Here is a 24,738-nt window from a genome sequence, read left to right on the forward strand (position 1 = left end):
AGCATTTGGTTCTGGATGGAAACGTTCATTTAGCGGTTCGGTATGAGTACGCGGTAGTGAATTCGTGCTTGGGTTGCGACGCGCTTCAGGCGGGGACTTTAGCTGCGTTCTGGTTCTGATTCCAGAGCGCGACCCACTGGGCGGCGTCAACAAGCGTGTCAACTATACCATCGACATCCAACTCGCGCACGTCACGTCCTTCGTTGTAGCCGTACGGCACCACCAGCACCTGCGTGCCCGCGCTACGGCCGGCCTGCGCGTCGTTGATCGAATCGCCGATCGTCACGGCCTCGTTCACGCCCACGCCCATCAGGTCGCACGCATGGTGGATCTGGTCGGGGTCGGGCTTGCGGCGCTCGCAGGTGTCGCCGCACACCACTGCCTCGAAAAAGCCCGCCAGCCCCGTGCGCTGCAGCAGCGGCAGGGTGAATTCCGTGGGCTTGTTGGTGACCACGGCCAGCTTCAGGCCCTGATCGCGCATCAGTTTCAACCCGTCGATGACGCCCGGGTAGACCTGCGCCCGCTCGCCGTTGACCAGGTGGTAATGGCGGTAGAAGGCCTCGCGGGCGCGCTGGAATTCGTCGGGCGCCGGGTCGGCGGCATCGAGCGAACCGGCCAGGCTGCGCCGCACCAGGTTGTCCACGCCCTTGCCGACGAACGTGGCCACCACGTCCTCGCGCAGCGCGATCATGCCAAGTTCGACGCGCATGGCGTTGGCGGCGAACGCAAGATCGGGAATGGAGTCGAGCAGGGTGCCGTCCAGGTCCAGCAGCGCGGCGCGAAAAGCGGTCATGTCGATTTCCTTAGACGGCGGTGGTTTCGCCGATGGCGATCTGCTCGCGCATGGCCTTGATGATGCCGGCGTAATCCGGCTTGCCGAAGATGGCCGAGCCCGCCACGAAGGTGTCGGCGCCCGCGGCGCGGATCTCGGCGATGTTGTCGATCTTGACGCCGCCGTCCACCTGCAGAACGATCTCCTGGCCGCCGGCCTGCATCCAGGCGTCAATGCGGGCGCGGGCCTCGCGCAGCTTGGTCAGCGCCGCCGGAATGAAGCTCTGGCCGCCAAAGCCCGGGTTCACCGACATGATCAGGACCAGGTCGATCTTGTCCATCACGTAGTCCATGTAGGACAGCGGCGTGGCCGGGTTGAAGACCAGGCCCGCCTTGCAGCCGCTTTCGCGGATCAGCGACAGCGTGCGGTCCACGTGGGCGCTCGCGTCGGGGTGAAAGCTGATGTAGTCGGCGCCGGCCTTGGCAAATTGCGGCACCAGCGCGTCCACCGGTTCGACCATGAGGTGCACGTCGATCGGCACCTGGACATGGGGGCGGATGGCCGCACAGACCATCGGGCCGATGGTCAGGTTGGGGACATAGTGGTTGTCCATCACGTCCACGTGGATCCAGTCGGCGCCGGCGGCGACGACGTTGCGGACTTCTTCGCCCAGCCGGGCGAAGTCAGCCGACAGGATGCTGGGAGTAATGCGGGTGCAGGCCGTTTGCTTGGACATGATGTTCGGGGTCGGGGAGGGCATAATGTGCCATTATTGCAGTTTGAGGCGCCGCAGCGGGTATGCCCCGGTCCGGCGCGTCTGAAATTCCGTCTTTCAAGCGTGGGCGCCGACGTTGCGCCGCCCGCGTGCAGCCACACAGGGAAGGACTGTGAAACCTTACGACCTGAGCGTCTCTGTCTCTCCGCGCTTCGTGCCCGAACAGTCCGACCCCGGCGAACAGCAATTCGTGTTTGCCTACACCGTCCGCATCACCAATACCGGCGAACACCCCGCGCAGGTGATCAGCCGCCACTGGATCATCACCGACGGCAACCAGCGCGTGCAGGAAGTGCGCGGCCTGGGCATCGTGGGGCAGCAGCCCCTCCTGGCCCCGGGCGAGACCTTCGAGTACACCAGCGGCTGTCCCCTGCCCACGCCGGTGGGCACGATGCGCGGCATCTACCACTGCGTCGGCGAGAACGGCATCCCGTTCGAAGTGCCGATCTCCGAATTCGTCCTGGCCATGCCGCGCACCTTGCACTGAGCATGGTCCGGCCATCCGTTGCACGTCTTTCCATTAGCTCATGAAGCGCATTCTTAGCCTGTCCGTGCTGTCGGTCCTTCTGGCGGCATGTTCCACCCCCTCGGATATCCCCCCTGAATCCGGCCAGCCCGCCACCCCCGGCGCGCGCGTCCCGGCGGTGACCGACGGCCCGCTCGTGGTGCCGCCGCTGGCCTCGCTGCCCGATTCCCCGCCGCGCGCGCTGGCCGGCAAGCTCAAACCGGCCAACTGGTCCGAGCTGCCCGGCTGGAGCGCCGACGACCTGAACCAGTTCTGGCCCCTTTTCCTGCGCAACTGCAAGGGCCTGATGCGGCCCACCAGCGGCAACCTGGCCGCGCCTGCGCGCGCCACGCCGCGCGCCTGGCAGCCGGTTTGCGCCGCCGCCATCGATCCGGCCCGCGCGCCCGCTGCGGGCGACGGTGAAGGCGTGCGCCGCTTTCTGCAGACCTACCTGCAACCCTGGCGCCTGAACGCCGCCGACGGCAAGCCCGCCACGAACACGGTGACGGGTTACTACGAGCCGCTGGTGCGCGGATCGCGCCGTCAGGGCGGCGTCTACCAGTGGCCGCTGTACGCGGTGCCCGCCGACCTGCTGACGATCGACCTGGGGTCGGTCTATCCGGACCTGGCCGGCAAGCGCGTGCGCGGCAAGCTCGACGGCAAGCGCGTCGTGCCCTACGACACCCGCGCCGCCATCGAATCGTCTTCCGGCCGCCGCCCACCGGTGGTGGTGTGGGTCGACGACCCCGTGGACAACTTCTTCCTGCAGGTCCAGGGCTCCGGCCGCGTGCAGCTGACGGACGGCCCGGATGCCGGCAAGACCATCCGCGTCGCCTACGCCGACCACAATGGCCAGCCCTACGTGTCCATCGGCCGCTGGCTGATCGAACGCGGCGAACTGACCGCCGACCAGGCGTCGATGCAGAACATCCGGGCGTGGGCGCAGCGTAATCCCAAGCGCGTGCCTGAAATGCTTAACGCCAACCCGGCGGTGGTGTTCTTCCGCGAAGAGGCGGTGATCGATCCCGAGCAAGGGCCCAAGGGCGCCTACGCCATTCCGCTGGCGCCGCGGCGCTCGGTGGCGGTGGACGCCACCTTCGTGCCGCTGGGTACGCCGCTCTTTCTGTCCACCACCTATCCCGCCTCGGACCGGCCCCTGCAGCGCCTGGTGTTCGCGCAGGACACCGGCACCGCCATCCGCGGCGCGGCGCGCGCCGACTTCTACTGGGGTTACGGCGAAGAAGCCGGGCAGCAGGCCGGCCGCATGAAGCAACGCGGCCAGATGTGGCTGCTGTGGCCCAAACAGGCCGGGGAGCCTTCCGCACGATGAGCCATCAGATCGTAGTTTGCGGGGCCGGCATCGTCGGCCTGTCCACCGCCCTGGCGCTGGCCCGCCGCGGCCAGCGCGTGGCCGTGCTGGCGCCGCGCGCCGCCGTGCCGCCGGCCGATCCCAACCACTATCACCCGCGCGTCTACGCCATCTCGCCCGCCAGCCAGCGTTTTCTGGCCGACATCGGCGTGTGGGACGCCATGCCCGCGTCCCGCCTGATGCCCGTGCAGGCCATGGAGATCCACGGCGACGCGGACGGCCAGGTGAACCTGAACGCCTGGCAGGCGGCGCTGCCGCAGCTGGCCTGGATTGTCGAATCCGGCGAGATCGAGCGCGTCCTGATCCAGGCCGTGCGCATGTTCGGCATCTCCTGGCTGGAAGACCGCTGCACCGGCTACCAGGATGGCGCGGTCCAGACTGAGAGCGGCGCGCGCATTCAGGCCGAGCTCTTCGTCGGCGCCGACGGGGCGGCCTCGCCGCTGCGCGAGGCTGCCGGGCTGAAGCACGAAGCCCAGTCCTACGACGACACCGGACTCGTCGTGCATCTGGACGCCGAACTGCCGCACCAGGGCACCGCGTTCCAATGGTTCCGCGACGACGGCGTGCTGGCCCTGCTGCCGTTGCCCGATACCGCGGACGGTCCGCAGGTGTCCATGGTCTGGTCCATGCGCAGCGAATTGGCGCAGCAATTACTGGAACTGCCGCAGGAAGCGCAAACCGCCCGCCTGGAAGCCTTGCTGGCCGAGGCCGCCGAAGGGCGGCTCGGCCGCCTGAAAGTCCGCAGCAAGCTGCACGGTTTTCCGCTGACGCTGGAGCGCGCCCAGATGGTCGCGCCCGGCATCGCACTGGCCGGAGACGCGGCGCACCGCCTGCACCCGCTGGCGGGGCAGGGCCTGAACCTGGGGCTGGGCGACGTCGAGGCGCTGGCCCGCATCGTCGCCGGACGTGAACCCTACCGCCAGGCCGGCGACCTGCGCGTGTTGCACCGCTACCAGCGGGCGCGCGCCGAGCCGGTACTGGCCATGCGGCTGGCCACGGACGGGTTGCACAAGCTCTTCGGATCGAAGGCGACGCCGCTTGTCTGGCTGCGCAACGCCGGCATGCATTGGGTCGAGCGCGCACCGCTGATCAAGCGCCGCCTGATCGCGGGGGCGTCCGCCAACTAGGGCGGCGCCTCGTCCAGCGGAACCTGCGCGGCCCGGCGGCCGTCTGAGGGTCATGGTCGCGCCACTACCTGGCGTGGCCGCCCGCCCCGGATCGGTTACGCTTTCCGGCTGAGCACACGACTGACAAGTACTGGAGCACCGATGAAATTCCGCATTCCCGCCACGCTGGCGGCCTGTTTCCTCGCCGCGGGCATCGGCCTGTCCGCCACGGCCCATGCGCAGGGCGCGAAGTCTGTCTCCACGCAATCGGTGGGGCAGGCGGCCAAGGGCGAAACCAGCGTCGCCACCACTGAGCTCGATCCGCAGTCGGCCGCCGTCAAGGAGCGCTTTCAGCAGCGTTTCTCGGGCATGAATGTCACGACCGTGCGCCGCACGCCCTATGGCCTGTTCGAAGTGCAGCTCGGCATGGACCTGATCTACACCGACGAAGGCGTCACCTGGGTCATGGAAGGACCGCTGATCGACGCCGCCACGCGCCGCGACGTCACCCGCGAATCGCAGGAAAAGCTCAGCGCCGTCACCTTCGACCAACTGCCGCTGGATCTGGCGATCAAGCAGGTCAAGGGCGATGGCTCGCGCAAGGTCGCGATCTTTGAAGATCCCAACTGCGGTTACTGCAAGCAGCTGCGCAAGACGCTCGAAGACGTGGACAACCTGACCGTCTACACCTTCCTCTATCCCATCCTGTCGCCCGACTCCAAGGTCAAGGTGCGCAACGTCTGGTGCGCCAAGGACCAGGGCAAGACCTGGGACGACTGGATGCTGCGCGGCAAGACGCCGGCCACCGCCAACTGCGACGTGCCCGAAGACAAGCTGCTGGCGCTTGGCCAGCAACTGATGGTGCGCGGCACGCCGACGCTGTTCTTTGCCGACGGCTCTCGCATCAGCGGCGCGCTGCCGCTGGACCAGCTCAAGGCCCGTTTGAACTGACCGGCGCGCGTCGCGCCGGCCCGGGAAAGGGGGGCGCGGCAAGCGCCATCCCTCCCGGAGACAAGACTTGAAAATCGCAATTCTCGACGATTACCACGACGTAGCCCGGCGCTATGCGGATTGGACCTCGCTGGGCGGCGACGCCGAGGTGCAGATCTTCAACAACTTCATCCCCGACGACCAGGTCGAAACCGCGCTCGCGCCCTTCGACGTGATCGTCGCCATGCGCGAACGCACGCCGTTCCCCGCCGAGCGCATTCGCGCGCTGTCCAAGCTTCGGCTTCTGGTCACCACCGGCATGCGCAACAACGCCATCGACATGCAGGCCTGCGCCGAGCAGGGCATCGTCGTGTCCGGCGCGCCCGGCAGCGCCGATGCCAACACCGCCACCGCGGAACTCGCGTGGGCGCACATCCTGGGTCTCTTCAAGCACCTTCCCGCCGAAGATGCCGCCATGCGCCGCGGCATGTGGCAGACCGGCATGCCCGAGCCGCTGGCCGGCAAGCGCCTGGGCGTGGTGGGCCTGGGCAAGCTGGGCGCCGCAGTCGCCAAGGTGGGACTGGCCTTTGGCATGGACGTCGTGGCCTGGAGCCCCAACCTGACCGATGAGCGCGCCCAGGCCGCCGGCGTCACGCGCGTGGACAAGCACGCGCTCTTTTCCACGTCCGACGTGGTCAGCCTGCACCTGATCCTGTCCGAGCGCAGCCGACACATCGTGGACGCCACCGCGCTGGCCGCCATGAAGCCCACCGCGTACCTCGTGAACACGTCGCGCGCGGGTCTTGTCGACCAGGAAGCGCTGATGGACGCCCTGGTGAAATTCCGCATCGCCGGCGCGGGCCTGGACGTCTTTCCCGAGGAGCCCCTGTCGCCCACTGACTCCGTGCGCGACCTGGACAACGTGATCCTCACGCCGCACCTGGGCTATGTCAGCCGCGAAAACTTCGAGGCGTTCTACCAGAACTGCCTGGAAGCCGTGAAGGCGTGGGCGGCGGGCGCGCCGATCCGCGTGCTGAACGCCTGATTCTGCAGCGCAAGCGCAAGGCTGCAAAAAAAAGGGGCTGCAATCGCAGCCCCTTGTTTGTTTGTCCTGCGCCGCATCACCCGCGCGAGAACATCACCTTCTTTTCGATGATCGCGCCCGGCTCCAACGCCGTCGGCGTATCGCCGCACGCTTCGTCCGCGTCTTCCGTGGGGTCGACCGTATCGAACGCCGTGTCGCCGTTGGCGTCCGGCACGCCCGTGGGCTTCAGGCCCACGAAGTCGAACAGGTCCCGGTCCATCAGGTGCGAGGGCACGACGCGCGACAGCGCGTTGAACACGTTCCACGACCGGCCCGGGTGCTGCTTGTCCCATTCCTTGATCATGCGGCCCACTTCCTTGCGCTTCAGGTTCTCTTGCGAACCGCAAAGATTGCACGGAATGATCGGGAATTGCTTGAGCTCGGCGTAGGCGATCAGGTCGGACTCGACCACGTAGGCCAGCGGGCGGATCACCGTGTGGCGGCCGTCGTCGGACACCAGCTTGGGCGGCATGCCCTTGGCCTTGCCGCCATAGAACAGGTTCAGGAAGAACGTGGCCAGGATGTCGTCGCGGTGATGGCCCAGCGCGATCTTGGTGGCGCCCAGTTCCGAGGCGACGCGGTACAGGATGCCGCGACGCAGCCGCGAACAGAGCGAGCACATCGTCTTGCCCTCTTCCAGCACGCGCGTGACGATGGAATACGTATCCTGCGTCTCGATGTGGAAGGGAACGCCCAGTTCCTTCAGGTACTGCGGCAGGATGTGATCGGGAAAGCCCGGCTGCTTCTGGTCCAGGTTCACGGCGATCAGTTCAAACTTGAACGGCGCGCGCTTCTGGAGCTGCAGCAGGATGTCCAGCATGGCATAGGAGTCCTTGCCGCCGGACAGGCAGACCATCACGCGGTCGCCTTCCTCGATCATGTTGTAGTCGGACAGGGCGCGCGTGGTCTCGCGCGCCAGCCGCTTGGTCAGCTTGTTGCCTTCGTGCCGGGCTTTTTCGTCGGCGGGCGTGCGAAATTGCACGTCGGGGGGAGCGATATCGTTCATGTCAGCGGTTGATCTGGATTTCCACGCCCACCGCCGCGCAGTCGGAGAAGGCCATGGGCTTGCTGATGCGCAGGCGCAGCGCGCGGATTTCCTGGAAGTCGGCAAGCAGGCGCGCCGCGACCTGTTCGGACAGGGTTTCGATCAGGTTCACGTGCGCCTGCGTGCATTCCTCGACGATGGCCTCGCGCAGCCGGCGGTAGTCCAGCACGCTGTGGATATCGTGGTCGTCCACCGAGCGCTGGATGTCGACGTCGAATTCGGCATCGACGTGCAGGGGCTGGGTGGCGCGGCGCTCGTGCTCGAGGATGCCGATGCGGGCGTCGAGCGCAAGCCCGGAAAGAATGATGCGGCGAGTGGGCATGATGAAAACCTGGGTGGAATAGCCCGAATTGTAAGGCGACGACGGATGGGGGTGACGCGCTGGCTACAATCCGGCCATGTCCGGGCGCCCGCGAGGCGCCGGCGCAGTCAATAAGGGGTGAAATGCAACAGATGCACGATTCGGTCATTGTAGGCGGCGGCCCGGCCGGCGCCTCCTGCGCCCTCTGGCTGGCCCGCCTGGGCCTGTCGCCGTTGCTGGTCGAGGCCAGCGCCCGCCTGGGCGGCCTGGGCAATGACAACCCGTTTGCCGACGACTGGATCGCTGTCCTGCCCGGCGTCACCGGCCAGCAGGTCGCGGCCAATATCGACGCCAGCGTGCGCGCCGCCAACGTGCCCCTGCGGCTGGAAACCCGCGTCGCCGGCGTGCGGCCGTGCAAGGGCGGCATCGAGGCCACGCTCTCTGGTCCGGACGGCGAGCAGACCCTGGCCCGCGCCCGCACCCTGGTCATTGCCTCGGGCGTGCGCGCCAAGGGCCTGCCCGGCCATCCGCCGGGCGCGTCCTGGCCGGGCGTGCTGATCGGCCCCGGCTCGCCCATCGTGGCGCAGGACTATTCGGGTTTGTCGGTCGCCGTGCTGGGCGGGGGCGACAACGCCTTTGAAAACTTCGTCTACGTGCGCAACCGCGGCGCGCGAACGGTTCATCTGTATGCCCGCAGCGTGCGCGCCCAGCAGCAGTGGGTCACGCGCGCGGGGTCCGAAGGCGTGCACATCGGCCCCTACCAGGTCGATCCCGCCGCGCGCAGCGTGGACGGCCGCCAGCACGACCTGATCCTGGTCTTCTACGGCTGGGAACCGCAGGCCGCGTTTGCCGACACGCTGCACCTGGCGCGCGACGAGCGCGGCTACATCCGCACCGACTTCGCCACCGCCGAGACCAGCGTGCCGGACATCTACGCCATTGGCGAAGTCGCGCACCGCATGCATCCATGCGTGGTGACCTCGATGGCCGACGGCGTGGTGGCCGCCAAGGCCATCCAGCGGCGCTGGGAGCGCGCGGGGGCGTGAACGGGCCGCGGGCCGCAATGCGCTCTTCAGCCCAGGCGAACCCACACCTCCGGATTCCAGAATAGGCATTTGACCGCGCCGCGCCCGGCGGCACCATCGACATCTCGGCGCGCCACATCGCCGACAAGCTGTCGGCCAGGCTGGGGCAGGGTCATCGTGGAGAATCGGGCCGGCGCCGCGATGGACCTGACCGTCGGCGCCAAGCAGGTGCACGCCATGAAGGCGGGCGTCAGCGAATCCTTCCTGCGCACCGTCACCGGCGCGCCGCTGCACTTCACGCAAGCGCCGTGCACGATCGTCCTGGACGGTGAGGGCGTGCCGCGCTACGCGTAAACGTCGAGCGCCCGGCAAAGAAGCTACGTTTCACAACCCTGGCCGTCGGATCGGCCGCTGCGCTGTGCCTGGACGTGACCGCCGTCGCCCAACCTATTAGCGCTGTCGGCGTTCGTCACGTGCTGTCGCTCAGGATACTGCGGCAGATAAATCGGATCGTTTCAAGCATCTGCTAACACCAGATCAATTCGGTTCACTAATAAGACTCCTTTGATTTACACGCAGTATCGACAGCTTCTAAAAGCGGTAGTGCCGCTTGGCACCAAGGACAACCCGTGCGCGCTTTAAAAACTACGACGACTTTGCGTGGCAGCGCATCGTTGCGTCATTACCTCCGGCCGCGAGCTACACATGAGCATCAGCAAGACCCTGACCCAGGCACGGCGCCAGGCGGCGCCCAATCCCACCGGCACGTGCAGCGCGTGTGAACGTACCGGCTTACCGATCCTGCCGCTACGGCTTGCAGTCATGCCGCTCACAGACGGACTCAAGCAACATGGCGCACTGAGTCACGAATCCATTCAGACCGCATTGCGTGTATTGCGGCAGGGGTATGTCTATGTGCTGCTGGACAAAGAAATCTGGCATGCCTATCAGGTCACCCCGGAAGGCTATCTGCGCCAGTTCAATCCATTCTCCCTGCCACGGGCGGCGCCCGAGCCCCTAGCCAAAGCTTGCCTGGACGCCGGACACGATCTGCGCTCGGCATTCATCAACATCGACACCGCAGCGCACAAGCAGGCCTGGATCGCGTTTTCACAGGACCCTTGGCCGAAGGCAACACTCGATGCCTACCGCACCGGCAAGCACGCTGATGGAAAGGCACTGCCCGCTGATTATCGGGATCGGTTCAGGGGGATCAATCTGATCACGCTCAAGCAGGATCCGACAGGTGGCAACCAGGCGCTTGGCCTTGAGCACGGTGATGATCTTGCCCAGCATGTCGCCGAGTACGCCATCGGCACGCGCGACTTCGGTAGCGTTCATGACTGGCATCCCCGTCATGCCCGCCTGGAAGCCATGCAGGCGCAATTGCGCATGCTAGAAAAGCAGCATGGGCTTGCGAAGGGGGTTGCAGGGCTCATCCTGCCCGACCCCGTAGGCATGGCGACAGAGCTCAACAGCCTTCGGCTGTCTGTCAACACGATGCGCCAGCGGTGGCGTGAAGAGCCAACGAGGCGGTACGCCTACCTCACCTCGCAATGCCTGCTCGGCTTCAAGGCTTACATCGCCCAGCAGGTAGCGGCTGCACACCCGCCGCCGCCGCCACCTAGCGACTACTGGACGTCCAGCGAATCCGGCGTCCCGCCCGTATTCCATGACCCCGCACAACAACGTGCTGGCGTGGTCAATCGCGAGACCGGGCGTCGCATGGCCCGGCTAGAAGATCGTTACTGGGAAACCGGCCCAGCAGGGCGAAAGACTTTTCAGGATGCGTACGACAAGGAAGACGACCGCTTTCAAAAGCAGATCGACGCTTATGCAACCGACTGGGCCGACCTGGTGGCTGGCGCCAGTTGGCGCCGGATCATGGCTTTGGACTATGCGGACGCCGATGCGCGTTCGCAGCAATGCCGCCTGAGCACCACCGCGGCTTGTCTCGCGGGCGGCATCACGGATGCCCCGCCGCAAGAGATCAACAGAGAAGCCAAGTCTGCGCTACGCCAGGTCAACGCCGGCCTGAAGAATCTGGAACCCGCTGCCGCCGCGGTGCTCGAGGGCCTGCAAGTTGGCGCGGCGGGGGCTCGTCGTGTCGCCGGCAGCACCTTTGCGAGCTTGAAGAACTTGGCCGTGGGTAGCGTGGATGGTGGCTTGTCTTTCATCGGCCTGTATTTTCTGCAGGACAGCTTGAAAAGCACGTTAGCTGACCTGGATGCGAAAGTCGGCGCGCGCCATCCGGAGGCTGTTGTGGCGTTTTATAGCGTGGCGCTGGGCTTCATGGGAGCGAGTGTTGAAGCCGCCGGTCTGGCGATCAAGGTACCGGCGGACGCTGCCCGAGGGTTCGTGCTGCGCTGGGGTGTGGAGAAAACTCCCGTGCTCACGCGCGTCGTCGGGTTGGGTTCGAAGATGGTGATGGTGGGGGGAGCGATTTCGGCTTTGGCGGGGATTGCGGATGCCGGTGCTAGTTTTCGGGCCGGCATCCGTGTAATAAAGGCTGGCGAAGCTGTTGTCGCAATTCCCTACGCATTTTCCGGCTTTCTATCGATCATCGGAGCCGGGCTCACTTATTTTGGAGTTACGGGGTCGCTTGCGCTGTTCGGAGCGTTGGGAGCGGGCGTTGTTGTCGGACTGGTCGCCTACGCGATGTTGCAGATCGCAAAAATCCTAGAGTCCGATACTTTGGAAAAATGGGCTCGGCGGTGCTACTTCGGCCGAACAGAAGGTAGTGAACACTGGCGCGACCCGGAGAATATGGACGTCGCCATCGCTGCACTCAACGCCGCAGTCCTCGGCATGGATGTCGACCTCCGTTTCTCTGATGAAGGCAGAGCAAGACCGATAGATGAGCTTTATAGCGAAGACATTGAAGTGCTCAAGAACCGCGGCGCGGTAATACAGACAAAAGCGCTTGTTTATAGGGCGATCCTACCTGGCTTCGATACCGTACGATCCCGCTACCGCTTCACCCTCACTATCGAGCGCTTTGGCCTCGCACAAGATGGCAAACGAAGTCCTACTCTGTCTTCGCACGTCATGGCATCTGGGCAAGTTAACGATACCGCCCACGGCGTGCAAACTTCGGACTTCAATCATCCCGACTACACGCTGGTCGGCGAGACGAAACCAACATCGGAACGGCCGATTCTCAGCGGCCGATACTGGCTGGATCCGATCAACACGATTAAATCGGCAACATTTGCTGTGGCATTCTGGCCGGATAAGGACGACAGCACCGGCTTCGCAGCTATCGAGATCACGGAGGAAATTTGATGGCGAGACCACAGCTAAGTCCCCCGTGCGCCGGATGGCAGTGTGATCTGCCGGGCCCCAATGACCCTCTCATTGAGCCCCCTCTGCTGCTATGGCGAGCTCCGACGCATATGGACGAAACGTATGTCGAGTTCGCTCGGAGTACATCTATATTTCGCGGAACGCTCCTTTTCTTTTCGCTGCTGATTGCATGGACATGTCTCGAACAGACAATTCTGATCACTAGAAATCTCAGGGCCATCACGACGACGGGTGTGGGGGCTTTTGAAATAGGAATGTTCTTGCTGTTTGCAATTGCCATCGCAGTATGCGTTTGGGCAGCATGTGTGTTCTATCGCGCGGACGTCTCCCAGCCACGCGATCTCCCGCTTCGCTTCAATCGCCTACGTCGCAAGGTCTACGTTTATGGCTTCCATTCAGTCTGGTGGAATCCCTTCGAGCGCGGGTATGTGACGACGGCGAGTTATTACTGGGACGACCTGCGCGCAGAGAAGTGGAAAGTCCGCGGCGCGACTCCGGGCGGTGGGCTCATCATCAAGGAAGGCGTCTCCATCGCGGTGGTGGAACCAGGCACCAACAACGTCGTGACGCGCTTCCAATTGAACACCGACGCTGCGAACACCTCCAACTTCTGGGCGTATGTGTGCGCCTATATGCAGAACGGCATCAACGGCCTCGACCCCGATCGTGCCGAACCTCGCGATGCCAATGACGTCGCTCCCTACAACATCGCCTTGCGCCTGGCCCCAAAGGTTCAGTGGCCGGCGGATATGGATCTTGAATCACGAACGGCACCATGAAGCCGGTTGAGGCCGAAGACTGGATTCGCTTTCCAGAAGGGACCGTTCGCCACCCAGCTACTGCAGCTCCACAGCCCCGGTACATTCGATTGGCGAACGCCCACTTCGCCGCCATCGACATTTCTAGGGAACGCTGATGGCGAAACCTCAACTGAATCCCCCCTGCGTCGGCTGGCAACGGGATCTTCCCGGCGCCAACGACCCGCTCGACGAGCCCCCAATGCTGCTATGGCAGGCACCGACGCATATGGATGGAACGTATGTCCAGTTCGCCCGGAACACGTCGAGCCTTCGCGGAGGGATTTTTTACTTCTCACTGGTTATGGCATGGGTGGGTCTCAAGTATGTAATTTTTTCCGCAGCGCATTCTTATGCGACTGCGGCGGCTTTCAGCTCCGTCGGTGAGATTGTTGGAATTGTCTTTCTAGACGTAATGACACTTGCCCTGTGCGCTTACGCAGCATGCATTTTCTATCGTGCCGACGTTTCCCCACCCCGCGATCTTCCGCTCCGCTTCAATCGCCTACGTCGTAAGGTATACGTCTACGACTTCCAATCAGTTTGGTGGAATCCCTTCGATCGCGGATGCGTCACCACGGCGAGTTACGACTGGGACGACTTGCGAGCAGAGAAGTGGAAAGTCCGTGGTGCGACGCCTGGCGGCGGGCTCATCATCAAAGAAGGCGTCTCCATCGCGGTGGTGAAACCCGGCACGAACAACGTCGTGGCGCGCTTCCAATTGAACACCGACGCTGCGAACACCTCCAGTTTCTGGGCCTACGTGTGCGCCTACATGCAGAACGGCATTAAAGGCCTCGACCCTGATCGTGCCGAACCACGTGATACCAACGACGTCGCTCTCTACAACATCGCCTTGCGTCTAGCCCCTAGGGTCCAGTGGCCCGCGGATATGGATCTTGAATCACGAACTGCACCGTGAAGGCGGTCGAGGCCGAGGACTGGATCGCTTGCCAAAAGGGCCCGCTTGCCACCTACTGCAGCGCCACAGCCCAGGTACATTCGATTGGCGAACGCCCACTTCTGCCGGTGTCTGACACCCTAGGGAGACGCACTGGGTATGACGGAAATCTCACCAGGGTGTCAGACACCTTGAGAGGAAGCAGCCACACGCGAAGCGTCAAAGCGACGACGCAAGACGCCGCGTAAGTCCACGAAGGCCGCCCGCGCGGCCGCCCGGGGACGGGCACCGCAAGACGCTTCTCTCCCAAAAGACTGCGTGCAAGAACCTCAAGAACCCGACTCGCCCCGCCCGCCCCAGGCCCACGACGCGCCGGGCGCCTTAAGAACCCTGCCGGACGAACCATGCCGGACGCCTTAAGAACTCAATCCATCAGGCCGGTACCACCACCCCTAAACCAACACACACTCCGTAGCCTCAGGCCCACTCAACTTCACCCGAAATTCCCGCAGCTCATCCCGCCGAAACACATGCACGGTCACCCGATCCCCAACCCGGTACTGCGCCAGCAGCAGATCCAACCCCGCCGGCGCATCCACCCGTAGTCCATCGATAGCCACCAGCACATCACCCGCCGACAAGCCCCCCTTGTGCCCCGCCCCGCCTTCAAGAACCGTCGCCAGCGTCAGCGAGTCGCCTTGCTTGCGCGTGCGCACATCCAATGACGGAATATTGGCCGACGTCTTCCATTGCAGCTTCACGCCGTGTGTTTCAAGCAATGAAGCCAGCGGCACATCCGCCGTCCCGTACGCATGACGAGCGATAAAGCGCCGCGTGTCCACCCCCGTCGCTTCCTCGATCAGCGCCGGCAGTCCGTCTTCCGGCAAACCGTGCGGCTTGCCTCGATAGAAGTCCCGGCCATAGCGATCCCACAGCAACCGCATCACATCGTCCAGCGAATGCGCGCCCGACGATTCCTCGCGGATCAGCAGATCCAGCCCAAGCGCCACCAGCGCGCCCTTCGTGTAATAGCTCACCAGCGCATTCGGCGAATTCTCATCCTGCTTGTAATAGCGCGTCCACGCATCGAAAGAACTCTCTGCCACCGACTGCTTGTGGCGGCCCGGCGTGCGGGCCACGCTGGTGATCGTCTTGGCCAGCAGGCGCAGGTAATCCGCGCGCGTGATCGCGCCCGAGCGCAGCAGCAGCAGATCGTCGTAGTAGGACGTAAAGCCCTCGAACACCCACAACAGGCGCGTCAGGTCCGGTTGCGACAGATCGTACGGCGCGAAGACATCCGGCTTGATGCGCTTGACGTTCCAGGTGTGGAAATACTCGTGGCTCACCAGCCCCAGGAATCCCCGGTAGCCTTCGCCCTGGCCTTGCTGGCCCAGCACCGGCAGGTCCTTGCGCGCCGTCATCAGCGCCGTGCTGGCGCGATGCTCCAGGCCGCCGTAGCCGTCGCCCGTGACCATCGTCATGAAGACATAGCGGTCCGCGCTGTCCAGGAACGGCGCGCGCTTCGTGCGGGGTTCGAAGAAAGCGATCTGCGTCTCGCAGATCTTCTTCACGTCGTCCGTGATGCGCGCCAGATCCAGATTCGGCGCCACGCCCGTGAACACCAGTTCGTGTTCCGCGCCATGCGCCACAAAGCGCGACACCTGCGGCGTGCCCATCTCGACCGGGTGATCGATCAACGCGTCATAGTCCGGCGCCAGGTATAGCCCGAAACCGTGACGGCGCGCCGCGCCCTTGTGGCCTGCGGCTTCGGGCAGGCTCGTGTAGACCTTCCAGCCGTCGATGCCGCGCGGCGGCGCCAGGTCCACCAGGCAGGGCTCGTGGTCCTGGCCGTGCACGCGCAGGAACACGCTGGTGCCATTGAAGAAACCGTGCGTCTCGTCCAGATGCGCGCCGCGCACCGACAGGTCCCAGGCGTAGACCGTGTACTCGACCAGCAACGGGCCCTCGCACGGCGCGGCCTGCCAAGTGTGGTTGTCGATCTTGTCGACGGTCACGCGCCGCGTGCCGGCGCGGGCCGACACGGTTTCGATCTGGCGCGAGAAATCGCGGATCAGGTAGCTGCCCGGGATCCAGGCGGGCAGCGACAGGCGCTGCCCGGCGGGCGAGGGCGATGCGATCGTAAGGGTTATCCGGTAGCGGTGGCCGGCGGGATCGTGCGGCGCAAGGCGGTAAAGTATGGGAGGTACGTCATCATTTTTTTTCATGCTCATATCTTATTACCGGAGACATTCATGAGCGAGTCGTTTGTACTGGTCGAAACCCGGGGCCGAGTCGGCCTGCTGACGCTGAATCGTCCCAAGGCGCTCAACGCGCTGAACGATCAGCTCATGGACGAACTGGGCGCCGCGCTGCTGGCATTCGAGGCCGATCCCGATATCGGCTGCGTCGTCATCACCGGTAGCGAAAAGGCCTTCGCGGCGGGGGCTGACATCGGCGCCATGAAAGACTGGTCGTACATGGACGTGTACGGCAGCGAATACATCACGCGCAACTGGGAAACGCTCAAGCGCATCCGCAAGCCCGTGATCGCCGCCGTGTCCGGCTACGCGCTGGGCGGCGGCTGCGAGCTTGCCATGATGTGCGACATCATCATCGCGGCCGACACGGCCAAGTTCGGCCAGCCTGAAATCAAGCTGGGCGTGATCCCCGGCGCGGGCGGCACGCAGCGTCTGCCGCGCGCCGTCGGCAAGGCCAAGGCCATGGACCTGGCGCTGACCGCCCGCATGATGGGCGCCGAGGAAGCCGAGCGCGCCGGCCTCGTGTCGCGCGTGGTTGCCGCGGACAAGCTGCTTGAAGAAGCCATGGACGCCGCCACCGTCATCGCCTCCATGTCGCTGCCGTCGGTCATGATGGCCAAGGAATGCGTCAACCGCGCCTTCGAAGGTTCGCTCAACGAAGGGCTGTTGTTCGAACGCCGCGTGTTCCATTCGCTCTTTGCCACCGAAGACCAGAAGGAAGGCATGGCCGCGTTCACCGAAAAGCGCAAACCCGACTTCAAACACCGTTAATCCTTGTTACGACTGCGCCTGCACGAATCGCAGGCCACGCATTGCCAGGCGCGCCCTATGAAGGCGCGCTTTTTCATGGCCATCTGCGCGCAAAGTGCAGGTTTCGCCTTGAAACGTCTGGCTAGCACCTTGTTGCAGACTTCGGCCCTATCCTGAATGAGCGTCATCCCGAGGTGCCGCGCCAGAGCGGTTTGCTGTCACTGGCAAATCCCGCGCGGCGGCTCGATTGCAAACAAAATCAAGAAGGAGCCTTGCATGCGTAAACCAATCGCTACCCGCCGGCTGACCACGGCTGCGCTCGCCGGCGCGCTCAGCGTCTGCTTCATCAATGTCGCCCAGGCTCAATCGCCGCAATCCACGCTGCGCCTGGTTTCCGAGACGCCGTACGCCGCCCCGCAGGCCGCCCCGCGGATGAGCGAGGCGGAATTGCGCGATACGGCCATCGATGCCTACGTCTACGCGTATCCCATGGTGCTCATGGAACTGGCGCGCCGCCAGGCCACGGCGGTGCAAAGCCCGCTGGACGGCAAGGCGCCGATGAACCAGTTCGGCCACAAGGCCGCCTTCCCGGATCCGCGCGCGGCCGACACGCCCTGGCCCAGCGCCGACGCGCTGTACTCCAGCCTGTGGTTTGACGTCTCGCGCGCGCCGCTCATCATCAATCTGCCCGACACCGGCGGCCGCTACACCGTGCTGTCGGCGCTGGACATGTGGAGCGACGTCTTTGCCTCGCGCGGCACGCGCACCAATGGCAACGGCGCGCAGTCCTTCGCCATCGTCGGCCCGAATTGGAACGGCACCGTGCCGGCCGGCGTCGACGTGATCCGCAGCCCGACCTCGATGGGCTGGCTGATCGGCTGGACGCAGGCGGGCGGTCCGCAGGACTACGCCGCGGTCAACCAGATCCAGTCCGGCATGACCGCGCGTCCGCTGCTGGTCCCCGTGACGCCCGCCACCGCGCCGCGCGGCCGCAACGCCGGCAACGCGTACCCGCAAACCGGCTCGGGCATCGGCACTGCGCCCATCGGCAGCAACCTGCCCATGCCGGCCCCCGCCGTCACGGTGCCCGACGGCACCCCGGCCGAGCAGGTCGCGGGCATGGATGCCGCCTCGTACTTTGCCGTGTTCTTCGACGCGCTGCGCAACAACCCGCCGCACGCCAACGACACGCCCATGCTGGACCGCATGCGTCGCATCGGCCTGGATGACCGCCAGCCGTTCTCGTATGGCCGCTTGAGCCCGGCTGTGCAGCAGGCGTTGACCGACGCGCAACCCCTGGCCGGCCGCCGCATCGCCGACAACGTCTCGCGCCTGGCCACCCCGATCAACGGCTGGAACACGGTGCTGACGGGCATCGGCACCTACGGCACCGACTACACGCGCCGTGCGGCCATCGCCTATGCCGGTCTGGGCGCGCCCACGCCGGAAGACGTGCTGTACCCGGTGACCGTGTCCGATTCCAAGGGCCGTCCGCTGGATTCCAGCGAAGACTACGTCCTGCATTTCGACAAGGGCCAGCTGCCGCCGGCCCAGCTCTGGTCGCTGCACGTCTACAACAGCAAGTACGGCTTTGCCGAGAATCCGGCCAACCGCTACGTGATCCGCAGCACCGACGGCCTGAAGTACAACGCCGACGGTTCGCTGGACATCTACGTGCAGCGCCGCGATCCGGGCGAATCCAAGCGCGCCAACTGGGTGAGCACACCTGCCGCCGACGGTCCGTTCGTCCTCAGCATGCGCCTGTACTCGCCGCAGAACACCGCCCTGGACGGGCAGTGGGCGCCGCCGCCGGTCAAGGAAGACTAAGCTCGGGCAAGCGCGAATCTGCTGAACGCATCGCTGCCGACGCGCATCTGCCAGAACGCACAAGGCGCGCGGTCTCCGACAAGGGGCCGCGCGCCTTTTCTTGCAGAGGCGGGACCGGCGGCCACGCCCCGGCAGAGCGCTCGCTCGTCCCCAATTTTTCCGCCGCAAGCAGGCGTTGTTGCCACCTTACAAACGGCCGAAAGTTCATTTGCTAGGGTGCAAAAAACCAAGCTATACTCTGCGGGTTTGACGCTTGCGGGATAAGAAACATGCGCTTCATAAAGCGCGTCGGTTCCCACAGGGCCAGGTTAAGCGGGGAAGTTTGATGCGGCAGAACTCCATGCAGCAACAGCAGGGTTTAGGGCAGGGTCCTGGACAAGGTCCGGGGGCTGAAAGCCTAAGACCCGAAGGTCTGAGACCCCACGGTCTGAGGCCCAGTCTGGATCAGGATTCGATCGATCCGGACGTGGTGGAAGTTCTGGTGCTCAGTGACGCGGATCGCGCGGCGCTGAACGCTCAAGCCAGCCGTGGGCTCTTGTTGGCATTGGCGGCGCAAGGCGCCATGGGGCTCGCAGCAGCAGTAATAGCGGGGGTTGTAGGAGGGGCGGCGGCAGGTTGGTCGGCGCTGGCGGGGGCAGGAGCGTATTTCATACCCAATGCGTTGTTCGCATTGCGCCTGGCTGTCAGCGTTCGGGCCGGCAAGGCCAGTCCCTTTACCTTTCTCTCTGGTGAGTTGATCAAGTTGTTCGCAACGGCATTGCTGTTGTGGCTGCTTTCGCGTGTGACGCATGACTGGCTTGTGTGGCCTGCCGCGTTGCTCGGCCTGATACTCACCCTGAAAGGCTATCTCCTGCTTCTGATGTTCCGCAGGCTGTCTTAGCGCCGAGTAAGTTGCGGCAAACGAAATCGTGGAATCGTCCGGTTCGCAAGGACCGGGCATACAGCAAATAGGATAGGTTCAAATGGCTGCTGCCAGCGACGTGTCGCCTCAATCCGCGTATATTCAGCATCACTTGGTGCATCTGAACAATACCGGTGAGAAACAGAGCGCTATTGCTCAGTTCGACATCATCAATTACGACTCGTTGTTCTGGTCCGGCCTGATGGGCCTGATCGTCATTTTCTTCCTGTGGCGCGCTGCCCGCCGTGCGACCAGCGGTGTTCCTTCCCGCTTCCAGGCCTTCGTGGAAATGATCGTCGACATGGTCGACGACCAGGCCAAGGGCATCGTCCACAACGCCAAGAGCCGTCTTTTCATCGCCCCGCTGGCCCTGACCGTGTTCCTCTGGATCATCCTGATGAACGCGCTGGACCTGCTGCCCGTCGACCTGCTGCCCTCCATCTGGCGCCTGACCGGCCTGGGTGCTGAGCACGGCGATCCCCTCTATTACCACCGCATTCTCCCGACCGCCGACCTGAACGTGCCGATGGGCATGTCGCTGGGCGTGCTGCTCCTGATGTTCTACTACGGCATCAAGATCAAGAAGCCGGGCGGTTTCGTCAAAGAACTGTTCACCGCGCCGTTCCATGCGCATGGCCTGGGCGCCATCGTGCTGGCCCCGTTCAACCTGCTGCTGAACCTGATCGAATACGCCGCCAAGTCCGTGTCGCTGGGCATGCGGTTGTTCGGCAACATGTTCGCCGGCGAACTGATCTTCATGCTGATCGCCCTCCTGGGCGGCGCCTGGACCGGCTTCAACGGCGCCAGCATCGGCTTGGGCATCGGCCACATCCTGGCCGGCTCGATCTGGGCAATCTTCCACATCCTGATCGTTCTGCTCCAGGCCTTCATCTTCATGATGCTGACGCTGGTGTATCTCGGCCAGGCTCACGAAGGCCACTGATCCCCCGAATTTCCGGCGTCGGCCACCCGGCCGGCACCGGATAGCAAGATTATCTTGCATTGAGCTGTACCTCTTATTTTTCAATTTTTGACTTCAGATTTCTAACCAAGGAGTTGTCATGACCAACGTCGCTTTCGTTGCCCTCGCTTGCGGTCTTATCATCGGTCTGGGCGCTATCGGCGCTTGCATCGGCATCGCACTGATGGGCGGCAAGTATCTGGAAGCTTCGGCTCGTCAGCCTGAACTGATGAACGCTCTGCAAACGAAGATGTTCCTGCTGGCTGGCCTGATCGACGCGGCATTCCTGATCGGCGTGGGTATCGCCATGCTGTTCGCCTTCGCCAACCCGTTCGTCGGCTAAGGCACCGCCCGCCGGCAAATAGGTGGGTCATGACGCTGGCGGCGATGAGAGCAACGGCTCCATCGCCGGTCAGCAAAGTATCGAGTGCTCCGCGACGCCCCTTTCCGGGTGCGGTCGGAGCCGAAAGGTGTTAAAGGAACGACCGTGAATCTGAACGCGACGATCATTTTCCAGATGCTCGTGTTCTTCGTTCTGGGCTGGTTCACGATGAAATTCGTGTGGCCTCCCCTGACGAAGGCGATGGACGAGCGCCGCCAAAAAATCGCCGACGGCCTGGCCGCCGCCGAGAAGGGCAAAGCCGACCTGGCTCAAGCCCAGGCGCGCGTCAGTCTGATCGAGGCTTCTGCCAAGTCCGAAAACCACGCACGCATCATCGAGGCCGAGAAGCAAGCCGCCTCCCTGATCGAGCAGGCCCGCCGCGAAGCGGAAGCCGAACGTGCCCGCATCGTGGCGCAGGCTGCCCAGGATGCCGCGCAGGAAGTCCAGCGCGCCCGCGAAGCGTTGCGCGACGACGTCGCCGCGCTGGCCGTCAAGGGTGCTGAACAGATCCTCAAGCGCGAGGTTGACGCCCGCGCACACGCCGAGCTGCTGAACCAGCTCCGCGCGCAGCTCTAATCCGGGACCGTCATGGCTGAACTTTCCACTGTTGCCCGGCCCTACGCTGAAGCGCTCTTCAGCGCAGCGCGCGACGACAAGGCCGGTTTGCCGGCGTGGGCCGACCTGGTCAGCGAAATGTCGCAGGTCGCCTCCAACCCCGACGTGCGCGAGGCCATGGCCGATCCGCGTCTGGGCGACAAGCAGCGCGTCGAACTGTTTACCGGCCTGATCAAGGCCGATTTGCCGCAAGCCGCCCGTAATTTCATCGAGCTGCTGGTCGAAAACGACCGGCTGCTGCTGCTGCCCGAGATCGCCTCGCAATTCGTCGCGCTGCGGAATCGTCACGAAGGCACGGCGCAGGCGGAAATCACCAGCGCGTTCGAGCTGAGCGATGCCCAGGTCAAGGATCTGGTCGCCGCGCTCGAACAAAAATTCGGCCTCAAGCTCAAGCCCAGCGTTACCGTCGACCCGTCGTTGATCGGCGGCGTGCGCGTGGCCGTCGGCGACCAGGTGCTCGATACTTCCGTACAAGCCCAATTGGTCCGCATGCGCGATCAGCTCGCCGCTTAAGGCTACTAACAGGATTCCAGGAGTCAATATGCAACTCAATCCCTCCGAGATCAGCGAACTGCTCAAGAGCCGCATCGAGGGCCTGGGCGCTTCGGCTGATGTCCGTACTCAGGGCACCGTCGTGTCCGTGACCGACGGTATTACCCGCATCCACGGCCTGTCGGACGTGATGCAGGGCGAAATGCTCGAATTCCCCAACAACGTTTTCGGTCTGGCGCTCAACCTCGAGCGTGATTCCGTCGGCGCCGTTATTCTCGGCGACTACACCGGCGTTTCCGAAGGCGACCAGGTCAAGACGACCGGCCGCATTCTGGAAGTTCCGGTTGGTCCGGAATTGAAAGGCCGCGTGGTCAACACGCTGGGCGAGCCGATCGACGGCAAGGGTCCGGTCAACGCCAAGGCCACCGACATCATCGAAAAAGTGGCGCCTGGCGTTATCGCCCGCCGCTCGGTGTCGCAGCCGCTGCAAACCGGCATCAAGGCTATCGACTCGATGGTTCCCATCGGCCGTGGCCAGCGCGAACTGATCATTGGCGACCGCCAGACCGGCAAGACCGCCGTGGCCGTCGACACGATCATCAGCCAGAAGGGCAAGGGCGTCACCTGCGTGTACGTCGCTATCGGCCAGAAGGCGTCGACGATCAACAACGTGGTCCGCAAGCTCGAAGAACACGGCGCGATGGAATACACCATCGTCGTGGCCGCCTCGGCTTCCGACTCCGCCGCCATGCAGTACCTGGCCGCCTACGCCGGCTGCACGATGGGCGAATACTTCCGCGATCGCGGCGAAGACGCCCTGATCGTCTATGACGACCTGACCAAGCAAGCCTGGGCCTACCGCCAGGTCTCGCTGCTGCTGCGCCGTCCGCCGGGCCGTGAAGCCTACCCGGGCGACGTGTTCTACCTGCACTCGCGTCTGCTCGAGCGTGCCGCTCGCGTCAACGAAGAGTACGTCGAGAAGTTCACCGAAGGCGCCGTCAAGGGCAAGACCGGCTCGCTGACCGCGCTGCCGATCATCGAAACCCAGGCAGGCGACGTGTCGGCCTTCGTTCCGACCAACGTGATCTCGATCACCGACGGCCAGATCTTCCTGGAAACCGACCTGTTCAACGCCGGTGTCCGCCCCGCAATCAACGCCGGTATCTCGGTGTCCCGCGTCGGTGGCGCTGCCCAGACCAAGGTCGTCAAGAAGCTGTCCGGCGGTATCCGTACCGACCTGGCGCAGTACCGTGAACTGGCCGCTTTCGCGCAGTTCGCCTCCGACCTGGACGACGCGACCCGCCGCCAGCTCGAGCGCGGCAAGCGCGTCGTCGAACTGCTCAAGCAGCCGCAATACCAGCCGCTGCAGGTGTGGGAACTGGCCGTTACGCTGTACACGGTCAACAACGGCTACCTGGATGACGTGGACGTGGCCCAAGTGCTGTCGTTCGAGAAGTCGCTGAAGGATCAGCTCAAGGCCAAGCACGCGGCCCTGATCCAGCGCATCGAAGACACCAAGGAACTGTCCAAGGACGACGAGGCCGAACTGGCCGCCGCCGTTCAGGAATTCAAGAAGCACGGTGCTTTTTAAGAAAGTGATGGGTTAGGCGTCCAAGGCGCCTCACCCATCCTTCCCGGATGGTTGAGGCGCGAGCGGAACCCATCGGCCAGTCTTCACAGGAAAGCGCAATGCCCGGAATTAAGGAAATCCGAACCAAGATCAAGAGCGTGCAAAACACGCGCAAGATCACCAAGGCGATGGAAATGGTCGCCGCATCCAAGATGCGCAAGGCGCAGGAACGGATGCGTGCTGGCCGTCCGTACGCCACCAAGGTGCGCGAGATTGCTGCGCACCTGATGCAGGCCAATCCCGAGTACAGCCACCCGTACCTGGTCGAACGCGAAATCAAGGCGGTCGGCGTGGTCATGGTGACGACCGACAAGGGTTTGTGCGGCGGCTTGAACACCAACATCACTCGCGTGACGTTGGCCAAGCTGAAAGAGTTCGAGAAAAACGGCATCGCCGTGCAAGCGACCGCTTTCGGCAACAAGGGCGTGGGTGTGCTGACCCGTATCGGCGCCAAACTGGTTTCCCAGGAAGTGCAACTGGGCGACAAGCCGCAACTGGACCGCCTGCTGGGCGCGATCAAGGTGCAGCTGGACGCCTACCTGGAAGGCCGTATCGACGCGCTGTACGTGGCCTCGACCCGCTTCGTCAACACGATGAAGCAAGAGCCCCTGTTCCTGCGTCTGCTGCCGCTGGCCAGCGGTTTGGAAGATCCGTACCAGACGGGCGCCGAAAGCCTGGCCAAGACCTCGGAAGTGAAGTCGGAATACAGCTGGGATTACATCTACGAACCCGACGCCCGTAGCGTGATCGACGACCTGCTGCAGCGTTACGTTGAAGGCCTGCTGTACCAAGCCGTGGCCGAGAACATGGCTTCGGAGCAGTCGGCCCGGATGGTCGCCATGAAGGCGGCGTCGGACAACGCCAAGAAGGTCATCGGCGATCTGCAACTGGTCTACAACAAGACCCGTCAGGCCGCGATCACCAAAGAAATTTCGGAAATCGTAGGGGGCGCTGCCGCCGTTTGAGGCAGGCAGCATCCCGTCAAAAGCTATCAAGCAAGGAATCG

At 64.2% G+C, this 24,738-nt stretch carries 24 protein-coding genes; 19 read left to right on the top strand and 5 right to left on the bottom strand.

Annotated elements, in window-relative coordinates:
• Positions 1-85: 85 nt before the first annotated feature.
• Together H4P35_RS01740 and rpe are read right to left on the bottom strand one after the other, a co-directional pair.
• Entirely contained in the window at positions 86-793 is a 708-nt protein-coding gene (locus tag H4P35_RS01740) for a phosphoglycolate phosphatase (RefSeq protein WP_063956000.1), read from the bottom strand.
• Between the two features lie 10 nt (positions 794-803).
• Positions 804-1,532 carry a ribulose-phosphate 3-epimerase gene (gene rpe / locus H4P35_RS01745; protein WP_056319268.1) on the bottom strand — a complete coding sequence of 243 codons (729 nt, stop codon included), beginning with the start codon at positions 1,530-1,532 and terminating at the stop codon, positions 804-806.
• A gap of 127 nt (positions 1,533-1,659) precedes the next feature.
• Between rpe and apaG the strand changes: the two genes are divergently transcribed.
• The 5 genes from apaG (at position 1,660) to H4P35_RS01770 (ending at position 6,502) form a co-directional block, all read left to right on the top strand.
• A complete protein-coding gene (gene apaG / locus H4P35_RS01750; protein WP_056319266.1) occupies positions 1,660-2,034 on the top strand; it encodes a Co2+/Mg2+ efflux protein ApaG in 375 nt (124 codons plus the stop codon).
• Positions 2,035-2,074: 40 nt separating this feature from the next.
• Entirely contained in the window at positions 2,075-3,382 is a 1,308-nt protein-coding gene (locus H4P35_RS01755; protein WP_063955998.1) for a murein transglycosylase A, read from the top strand.
• A complete protein-coding gene (locus tag H4P35_RS01760) occupies positions 3,379-4,548 on the top strand; it encodes a UbiH/UbiF family hydroxylase (protein WP_226847804.1) in 1,170 nt (389 codons plus the stop codon). The genes H4P35_RS01755 and H4P35_RS01760 overlap by 4 nt, the downstream gene beginning before the upstream one ends.
• Positions 4,549-4,689: 141 nt before the next feature.
• Complete coding sequence (locus H4P35_RS01765) at positions 4,690-5,478, top strand: DsbC family protein (RefSeq protein ID WP_226847808.1); 789 nt, start codon at positions 4,690-4,692, stop codon at positions 5,476-5,478.
• A 67-nt stretch (positions 5,479-5,545) separates the two neighbouring features.
• Positions 5,546-6,502: a D-2-hydroxyacid dehydrogenase family protein gene (locus H4P35_RS01770; protein ID WP_180099529.1), complete on the top strand. Its 957-nt coding sequence runs from the start codon at positions 5,546-5,548 to the stop codon at positions 6,500-6,502.
• Between the two features lie 76 nt (positions 6,503-6,578).
• Here H4P35_RS01770 and ttcA read toward each other — a convergent pair whose 3' ends face one another.
• Together ttcA and folB are read right to left on the bottom strand one after the other, a co-directional pair.
• Positions 6,579-7,547, bottom strand: a complete 969-nt coding sequence (ttcA, locus tag H4P35_RS01775; protein ID WP_226847810.1) for a tRNA 2-thiocytidine(32) synthetase TtcA — start codon at positions 7,545-7,547, stop codon at positions 6,579-6,581.
• Position 7,548: 1 nt separating this feature from the next.
• A complete protein-coding gene (gene folB / locus H4P35_RS01780; protein WP_056565007.1) occupies positions 7,549-7,908 on the bottom strand; it encodes a dihydroneopterin aldolase in 360 nt (119 codons plus the stop codon).
• A gap of 122 nt (positions 7,909-8,030) precedes the next feature.
• On the opposite strand from folB, the gene H4P35_RS01785 reads away from it, so the two are divergent.
• From H4P35_RS01785 to H4P35_RS01805, 5 genes are all read left to right on the top strand, one after another.
• A complete protein-coding gene (locus H4P35_RS01785; RefSeq protein ID WP_226847811.1) occupies positions 8,031-8,933 on the top strand; it encodes an NAD(P)/FAD-dependent oxidoreductase in 903 nt (300 codons plus the stop codon).
• A 180-nt stretch (positions 8,934-9,113) separates the two neighbouring features.
• Positions 9,114-9,266: a hypothetical protein gene (locus H4P35_RS01790; protein ID WP_175156449.1), complete on the top strand. Its 153-nt coding sequence runs from the start codon at positions 9,114-9,116 to the stop codon at positions 9,264-9,266.
• 351 nt (positions 9,267-9,617) lie between these two features.
• Entirely contained in the window at positions 9,618-12,197 is a 2,580-nt protein-coding gene (locus H4P35_RS01795) for a T6SS effector BTH_I2691 family protein (RefSeq protein ID WP_226847813.1), read from the top strand.
• 275 nt (positions 12,198-12,472) lie between these two features.
• Positions 12,473-12,997 carry a DUF6708 domain-containing protein gene (locus H4P35_RS01800; protein WP_081100983.1) on the top strand — a complete coding sequence of 175 codons (525 nt, stop codon included), beginning with the start codon at positions 12,473-12,475 and terminating at the stop codon, positions 12,995-12,997.
• Between the two features lie 136 nt (positions 12,998-13,133).
• Positions 13,134-13,937 (top strand): DUF6708 domain-containing protein, encoded by an 804-nt coding sequence (locus H4P35_RS01805; RefSeq protein WP_226847815.1) that lies wholly within the window; start codon positions 13,134-13,136, stop codon positions 13,935-13,937.
• Between the two features lie 431 nt (positions 13,938-14,368).
• On the opposite strand, the gene H4P35_RS01810 is transcribed toward H4P35_RS01805, so the two are convergent.
• Positions 14,369-16,141 (bottom strand): M61 family metallopeptidase, encoded by a 1,773-nt coding sequence (locus H4P35_RS01810; protein ID WP_226847817.1) that lies wholly within the window; start codon positions 16,139-16,141, stop codon positions 14,369-14,371.
• Between the two features lie 27 nt (positions 16,142-16,168).
• Here H4P35_RS01810 and H4P35_RS01815 point away from each other — a divergent pair, with 27 nt between their 5' ends.
• The 9 genes from H4P35_RS01815 to atpG all read left to right on the top strand — a co-directional run bounded on the left by H4P35_RS01815 (position 16,169) and on the right by atpG (position 24,697).
• Positions 16,169-16,945, top strand: coding sequence for an enoyl-CoA hydratase (locus H4P35_RS01815; RefSeq protein ID WP_226847819.1), 777 nt, complete (start codon positions 16,169-16,171; stop codon positions 16,943-16,945).
• A gap of 255 nt (positions 16,946-17,200) precedes the next feature.
• A complete protein-coding gene (locus tag H4P35_RS01820; protein ID WP_056327614.1) occupies positions 17,201-18,751 on the top strand; it encodes a DUF1254 domain-containing protein in 1,551 nt (516 codons plus the stop codon).
• A 466-nt stretch (positions 18,752-19,217) separates the two neighbouring features.
• Positions 19,218-19,631: an ATP synthase subunit I gene (locus tag H4P35_RS01825; RefSeq protein WP_063955419.1), complete on the top strand. Its 414-nt coding sequence runs from the start codon at positions 19,218-19,220 to the stop codon at positions 19,629-19,631.
• Positions 19,632-19,713: 82 nt separating this feature from the next.
• Positions 19,714-20,595, top strand: a complete 882-nt coding sequence (gene atpB / locus H4P35_RS01830) for a F0F1 ATP synthase subunit A (protein WP_056327613.1) — start codon at positions 19,714-19,716, stop codon at positions 20,593-20,595.
• Positions 20,596-20,713: 118 nt separating this feature from the next.
• On the top strand, positions 20,714-20,956 hold the full coding sequence (atpE, locus tag H4P35_RS01835; protein WP_003815363.1) for a F0F1 ATP synthase subunit C: 243 nt from the start codon (positions 20,714-20,716) through the stop codon (positions 20,954-20,956).
• Between the two features lie 144 nt (positions 20,957-21,100).
• A complete protein-coding gene (locus H4P35_RS01840) occupies positions 21,101-21,571 on the top strand; it encodes a F0F1 ATP synthase subunit B (protein ID WP_008167494.1) in 471 nt (156 codons plus the stop codon).
• Positions 21,572-21,583: 12 nt separating this feature from the next.
• Positions 21,584-22,123 (top strand): F0F1 ATP synthase subunit delta, encoded by a 540-nt coding sequence (locus H4P35_RS01845; RefSeq protein WP_056327612.1) that lies wholly within the window; start codon positions 21,584-21,586, stop codon positions 22,121-22,123.
• A gap of 28 nt (positions 22,124-22,151) precedes the next feature.
• The gene (gene atpA, locus H4P35_RS01850) at positions 22,152-23,693 is read left to right on the top strand and encodes a F0F1 ATP synthase subunit alpha (RefSeq protein ID WP_056327611.1); all 1,542 of its coding nucleotides are present in this window, start codon (positions 22,152-22,154) and stop codon (positions 23,691-23,693) included.
• Positions 23,694-23,791: 98 nt separating this feature from the next.
• Positions 23,792-24,697: a F0F1 ATP synthase subunit gamma gene (atpG, locus tag H4P35_RS01855; RefSeq protein ID WP_008167500.1), complete on the top strand. Its 906-nt coding sequence runs from the start codon at positions 23,792-23,794 to the stop codon at positions 24,695-24,697.
• The last annotated feature ends 41 nt before the right edge of the window (positions 24,698-24,738 follow it).

The sequence above is a fragment of the Achromobacter sp. 77 genome, assembly GCF_020541125.1.
In the GTDB taxonomy this organism is placed as follows: Bacteria; Pseudomonadota; Gammaproteobacteria; order Burkholderiales; family Burkholderiaceae_B; genus Achromobacter; species Achromobacter mucicolens.

Bases quoted from the DNA above. Each gene is read 5' to 3' on its own strand.
- H4P35_RS01740 (WP_063956000.1), bottom strand. From the start codon at position 793: ATGACCGCTTTTCGCGCCGCGCTGCTGGACCTGGACGGCACCCTGCTC.
- rpe (WP_056319268.1), bottom strand. From the start codon at position 1,532: ATGCCCTCCCCGACCCCGAACATCATGTCCAAGCAAACGGCCTGCACC.
- H4P35_RS01755 (WP_063955998.1), top strand. From the start codon at position 2,075: ATGAAGCGCATTCTTAGCCTGTCCGTGCTGTCGGTCCTTCTGGCGGCA.
- H4P35_RS01760 (WP_226847804.1), top strand. From the start codon at position 3,379: ATGAGCCATCAGATCGTAGTTTGCGGGGCCGGCATCGTCGGCCTGTCC.
- H4P35_RS01765 (WP_226847808.1), top strand. From the start codon at position 4,690: ATGAAATTCCGCATTCCCGCCACGCTGGCGGCCTGTTTCCTCGCCGCG.
- ttcA (WP_226847810.1), bottom strand. From the start codon at position 7,547: ATGAACGATATCGCTCCCCCCGACGTGCAATTTCGCACGCCCGCCGAC.
- folB (WP_056565007.1), bottom strand. From the start codon at position 7,908: ATGCCCACTCGCCGCATCATTCTTTCCGGGCTTGCGCTCGACGCCCGC.
- H4P35_RS01785 (WP_226847811.1), top strand. From the start codon at position 8,031: ATGCAACAGATGCACGATTCGGTCATTGTAGGCGGCGGCCCGGCCGGC.
- H4P35_RS01790 (WP_175156449.1), top strand. From the start codon at position 9,114: ATGGACCTGACCGTCGGCGCCAAGCAGGTGCACGCCATGAAGGCGGGC.
- H4P35_RS01795 (WP_226847813.1), top strand. From the start codon at position 9,618: ATGAGCATCAGCAAGACCCTGACCCAGGCACGGCGCCAGGCGGCGCCC.
- H4P35_RS01800 (WP_081100983.1), top strand. From the start codon at position 12,473: ATGTTCTTGCTGTTTGCAATTGCCATCGCAGTATGCGTTTGGGCAGCA.
- H4P35_RS01805 (WP_226847815.1), top strand. From the start codon at position 13,134: ATGGCGAAACCTCAACTGAATCCCCCCTGCGTCGGCTGGCAACGGGAT.
- H4P35_RS01810 (WP_226847817.1), bottom strand. From the start codon at position 16,141: ATGAAAAAAAATGATGACGTACCTCCCATACTTTACCGCCTTGCGCCG.
- H4P35_RS01815 (WP_226847819.1), top strand. From the start codon at position 16,169: ATGAGCGAGTCGTTTGTACTGGTCGAAACCCGGGGCCGAGTCGGCCTG.
- H4P35_RS01820 (WP_056327614.1), top strand. From the start codon at position 17,201: ATGCGTAAACCAATCGCTACCCGCCGGCTGACCACGGCTGCGCTCGCC.
- atpB (WP_056327613.1), top strand. From the start codon at position 19,714: ATGGCTGCTGCCAGCGACGTGTCGCCTCAATCCGCGTATATTCAGCAT.
- atpE (WP_003815363.1), top strand. From the start codon at position 20,714: ATGACCAACGTCGCTTTCGTTGCCCTCGCTTGCGGTCTTATCATCGGT.
- H4P35_RS01845 (WP_056327612.1), top strand. From the start codon at position 21,584: ATGGCTGAACTTTCCACTGTTGCCCGGCCCTACGCTGAAGCGCTCTTC.
- atpA (WP_056327611.1), top strand. From the start codon at position 22,152: ATGCAACTCAATCCCTCCGAGATCAGCGAACTGCTCAAGAGCCGCATC.
- atpG (WP_008167500.1), top strand. From the start codon at position 23,792: ATGCCCGGAATTAAGGAAATCCGAACCAAGATCAAGAGCGTGCAAAAC.